The sequence below is a fragment of the Caulobacter sp. B11 genome (assembly GCF_002737765.1).
Lineage (GTDB): Bacteria > Pseudomonadota > Alphaproteobacteria > Caulobacterales > Caulobacteraceae > Caulobacter.
Genome location: NZ_PEGG01000076.1, coordinates 1 through 4,112 on the forward strand (window position 1 = coordinate 1; position 4,112 = coordinate 4,112).

General features: G+C 68.1%; 6 protein-coding genes. 2 read left to right on the forward strand and 4 right to left on the reverse strand.

Annotated features, from left to right (window positions below; all coding sequences use genetic code 11):
* On the forward strand, positions 1-352 hold a 352-nt coding region (locus tag CSW58_RS04725), incomplete at its 5' end, for a hypothetical protein (protein WP_099446508.1).
* A 31-nt stretch (positions 353-383) separates the two neighbouring features.
* On the opposite strand, the gene CSW58_RS04730 is transcribed toward CSW58_RS04725, so the two are convergent.
* On the reverse strand, positions 384-2,096 hold the full coding sequence (locus tag CSW58_RS04730) for a cellulase family glycosylhydrolase (RefSeq protein ID WP_099446509.1): 1,713 nt from the start codon (positions 2,094-2,096) through the stop codon (positions 384-386).
* Between the two features lie 153 nt (positions 2,097-2,249).
* On the opposite strand from CSW58_RS04730, the gene CSW58_RS04735 reads away from it, so the two are divergent.
* On the forward strand, positions 2,250-2,867 hold the full coding sequence (locus CSW58_RS04735; protein ID WP_099446510.1) for a hypothetical protein: 618 nt from the start codon (positions 2,250-2,252) through the stop codon (positions 2,865-2,867).
* A gap of 73 nt (positions 2,868-2,940) precedes the next feature.
* On the opposite strand, the gene CSW58_RS04740 is transcribed toward CSW58_RS04735, so the two are convergent.
* The 3 genes from CSW58_RS04740 to CSW58_RS04750 all read right to left on the reverse strand — a co-directional run bounded on the left by CSW58_RS04740 (position 2,941) and on the right by CSW58_RS04750 (position 4,104).
* Positions 2,941-3,315 carry a cytochrome c gene (locus CSW58_RS04740; protein ID WP_099446511.1) on the reverse strand — a complete coding sequence of 125 codons (375 nt, stop codon included), beginning with the start codon at positions 3,313-3,315 and terminating at the stop codon, positions 2,941-2,943.
* Positions 3,312-3,686 carry a cytochrome c gene (locus CSW58_RS04745; protein WP_099446513.1) on the reverse strand — a complete coding sequence of 125 codons (375 nt, stop codon included), beginning with the start codon at positions 3,684-3,686 and terminating at the stop codon, positions 3,312-3,314. The genes CSW58_RS04740 and CSW58_RS04745 overlap by 4 nt, the downstream gene beginning before the upstream one ends.
* Before the next feature lie 79 nt (positions 3,687-3,765).
* Complete coding sequence (locus tag CSW58_RS04750) at positions 3,766-4,104, reverse strand: lipoprotein (RefSeq protein WP_099446512.1); 339 nt, start codon at positions 4,102-4,104, stop codon at positions 3,766-3,768.
* Positions 4,105-4,112 lie beyond the last annotated feature (8 nt).

Below are 4,112 nucleotides of genomic sequence, written 5' to 3' on the forward strand. Positions count from 1 at the left end.
AGGCCTGTCCGCGATGAGCGTGCTGGAAAGCTTCGCCGCGTGGCTGGACCTGCGTCTGGCCGAGGCGACGCGGGTCGGGATGGACCTGGCGTTCCGCGATCGGCCCTTCGATATCGACCCCGGGCGCAAGCCGCCCTTGGTCGGCTGGGAGCATCGCTTCATCCAGCCCGGCGCGCCCGAGCCGCGCGGCAAGATGTGGACCGTGTATCGCCTGCATGACCAGACGCCGGCCCAGACGGCCAAGCGCCGCATGGCGGGCGGCGACCTGACGCCCCTGCTCGACACCCTGGGCTATCTGGGCGTCTTCGACGGCGAGCCGGCGCTGTTCTGCGACAAGACCCGAAAGCGATAGCCGACAAACCAGTCACCGCATTTCGTCCGGGTCATGGCCGACGCGTGAACCTCAGGCCCGAAAGGGCCGTCGTGGTGGCGCCGCCGGCCCTGAGCACCAGAACATTCCGTCCTGCCTGCAAGGAAACAACGCCGGGCAAATCAGCGGGCGAACCGCCGTTCACCGCCACAGACAGCCTGCCTCCGGCGCCCGCCCCCACGGCCTCGACGGCGAACTGGCCGGCCTGATCGGCGAGGATCGTATAGCGCAGCCATTCGCCCTCCGAGAAATCGGCGACCTGCACCGCTCCATCAGCATCCCGGCCGATGTCCACGCCGTCGTTGCGATAGGTTCGACCCGTATTCCACAGAGTGCGATCGCCGCCCGTCGAGACGTGCAGATTGGCGAGGTCCCGGTCGCTATAGGCCAGGCCAGGCGGCCCAAGGTCATAGTCGACCGCCGCGACGACTCCCCCCGCGGACGTCAGGCGATGATCCCTAAAGGGCAGGACCGCGTCGGACCTCGGCTGCCGCAGCATGGCGTCGATGACATCCGAATGGACCGTAGTGTTCTCAAACCGCACGTCGCGTGAGGCCAGTGTCATCAGAGCGGCATAGGCGGCGTCCGGCTCAGGCCTGGGCCCCTTGCCGGTGAGATAGGCCACGACGGCCCCATAGCCGGGGTTGGGGACCACCTCGAGCGGCTGGTTGAAGCCGATTTTCTTCAGCGGCCAAAAGGCCCAGCCGATCTCGTGCCGCTCGACCAGGGCGATGGCGTCGGTGAACCAGGCGTTGGAGTTCTCCCCCGACTCGCCGAGCCACACCGGCAACCCCGTGTCTTGCCGCAGCTTGAGGATCGGGGCGACCGAGGCCTCGTCATTGAGGTTCCAGTACTTGTGGAACGACAGGGCCATGTTGCCGTCCCACGCGGCCGGGAGTCCCTTGTAATTATTGCCCCAGCAATTGCCCTCAAGGATCAGCATGTGGCGCTGGTCGACCTTGCGGATCGCGGCGGTGATCTGCCGATAGTGCTCCCACAGCGGCGCATTGGCGGTGTCGTCGCAGCCATGGCCGCCCCCCTTGGGCGGGTCGAAGTCCCAGTTGGGCTCGTTGATCAGGTCATAGGCGCCGAGGGCCGGCTCGTCCTTGTAGCGACGGGCCAGTTCGCCCCACAGGGCCGCGACCTTGCGGCGATTGGCCGGGCTGTCCCATAGGGAAGGCTTGGCCGGGTCGCGGTCCGAAATCGCCAGATCGCTCCCCTGTCCGCCTGGGGCGGCGTGCAGATCCAGGATCAGATAGAGGCCATTGGCCTTGGTCCAAGCCAGAAGTGCGTCGATACGCGCGAAGCCGTCTTCCTTCCAGCTGTCGACGCCCGGCGCCGGTTCGTCCTCGACCGCCGGGGTCAGAAGGGCATAGTGCAGCGGCAGGCGGACCGAGTTGAATCCCCAGGCCCCCATGGCGTCGATATCCGCCTTGGTCGTGTGGTTGTCGAGCCAGGCGCGATGCACCCGCGCCTCACGCTCCGGCCCGATCAGGTCGGCGATCCGACGGCGGATCACATGCTCCTGGCCCAGCTCGCCGAGCTGCAGCATGTAGCCCTCCTGCAGCATCCAGCCACCAAGCCCCATGCCGCGCAGGATCACCGACCGCCCGCTCTCGTCGACGATGCGGCCCTTGTCGGCGCGCAGATAGGACAGAGCCTGGGCCGCCGCCGGCGAGGCGGCCAGCAGCGCGGCGGTCAGACTCAAAGCAAGAGCGCGCTTCATCGGGCGGATCTCCCTGGCTCGCGTCGCGTTTCTGTTGGCGCGACGTCGCGATGCGAGGATGGCGGCAACTGACAACGTTGTCCATCAGCGCCGAACCAAGCGCTTGGGACGTCATGGAACTGGGCTGATAGTCCATCAACGGGGGCGAGAGCCATGCAGGAATCAAAGCTCAAGGTCGGAGTCGATGTGCCCTGGGTGACCAGTTGGAGCGCCGAGGAAAGTCTTGGCGTGCGTCCCTGCCCCAGCATCGGCGGCCGGCTGGCCATCTGCCAGGCCGAGCGGCCCGGACAGGGCAAGCCGCAATATTCGATGAATCACTTTCGCCGCCAACGCGAGACCGTGCGCGGCATGCTCTGCCCCATGTGCGGCCAGCCGACAGAGGCCGGCGATCGCTGGACGCAGATCGCCAAGCGCACCAGCGCCGGCGTCCTGCGCGCCAGAGGCCTGAGCGCGGCCCTGCCCGCCGGATTGCCCGACGCACGGGTCGTAATCGACGCCGGTTCGATCGCGCCGCTGCACAAGGCCTGTGTGGAACGGTCGCTGGAACATTGTCCGCACCTGCGCGCTCACCCCGGCGTCGAGGTGATGGCCTGGCCAGAGCGCTGGTCGGTGGCGCCGTTGATGGTTCGGGCCGAGGTTCCGGCGGCGCCCCTGGCCGTGCTGGCCGCGCCCCGGCCGGCGCCCGGTCCGGTCGCGGTGGTCGGCTTTCTTCAGCTGTTTGGCGTCACCGATATGGCGGACCCAAGGTGGCGGCGCGGCTTGCGGAAATGAGGCGTCACAGGCCACCCGCCTGAACCCAGGACATGGGGCCCCCTTGGCGGTGGTTGTCGATCACTCTGCCGAACTAGCGGCGAGTGCGGCCCTTGCGTTCTTCCTGTTGAGGATGAAGGCTGCGGATATAGGTCAGCACGTCGGCGATCTCGCCTGCGGTCAGGACCCGCTTGGGCATGCGGTAGTGCCCAACCTCGCTGATCGCCTCCAGCTCCCAGTCGAGTCGCTTGTCTTCATACCGCCGGGCCACTTCGCGGAACGGCGGCGCGTCGGGATTGGGACTCATCCCACTGGCGCCAACCGCATGGCAGGCGTCGCAATTGCCCTGGATAACCGCCGCGCCGCGGGTGGCCGAGCCCACCGGCTCGCCTTCGGATGTCCGGGCTGAAGCGGCTCCCGAGAGCGCCAGGGCCGCGACGAGAACCGGAAGGACGGCAGCGAAGGTCATGGGCGGGGATCCAGGCTGCGCACATAGGCGGTGAGCTCGGCGACTTCGTCGGCGTCGAGAGTGGCGCTGGGCATGCGCGGATGGGTGACGCGCGAGCCCTCCTCAGGCGGACGGTCCGGCGGCAGCATGCCAAGGGCCAGCATTCGGGGGAGATCACCGGCGGCATAGCGCAAGTGCAGATCGCGGAACGGCGGAGCGTCGGCCAGCGGACTGTTCTGGGTCTCGACAGCGTGGCACCCGCCGCAGTGCCGCTTGGCCAGCGCCCGCCCCGCCTGTATCTGCGGCGAATCCTCGGCCCGGGCCTCGACCGCCACCACGGCCAGCACCGCCACGGCGCCCGTCGCCAGCCAAGCGTGTCGTAAACGGTTCATGTCATAAAACCTCTTGGCGCGATCTGACGACTGAGACCGCGAGGCGCGACGCCACGCCTTGATCTGAATCAAGTCGACCCTAGCCGCATTTCACCTGCTGGACGATCCCCGTGTCGGCATTGAACAGGATGTTCAAGCGGTCCTCGCGGAAATCCATGGTCACCGGGCAGGTGGTGCAAGCGACCCGCCAGCGCGACGGATCGACCGGCGCGGGAAGTTCGGTGCGGTTCTTGCCCAGAAAGGCCTGGGCCTCCTTCAGTCCGCACTGGTCACGCGCCGCCTCGGGCGCGCGGGGCAGAACGATGGCCGGCGGTCCGGTGGGCGTGGCGGGCGGCGGCATCGGCGCCGGCTCTGGCGGCGCGCTGGAACAGGAGGCCAGGAACACGAGCGCGCCCAGCGCCAGGATTGTCCGCTTCATGCTGTTTC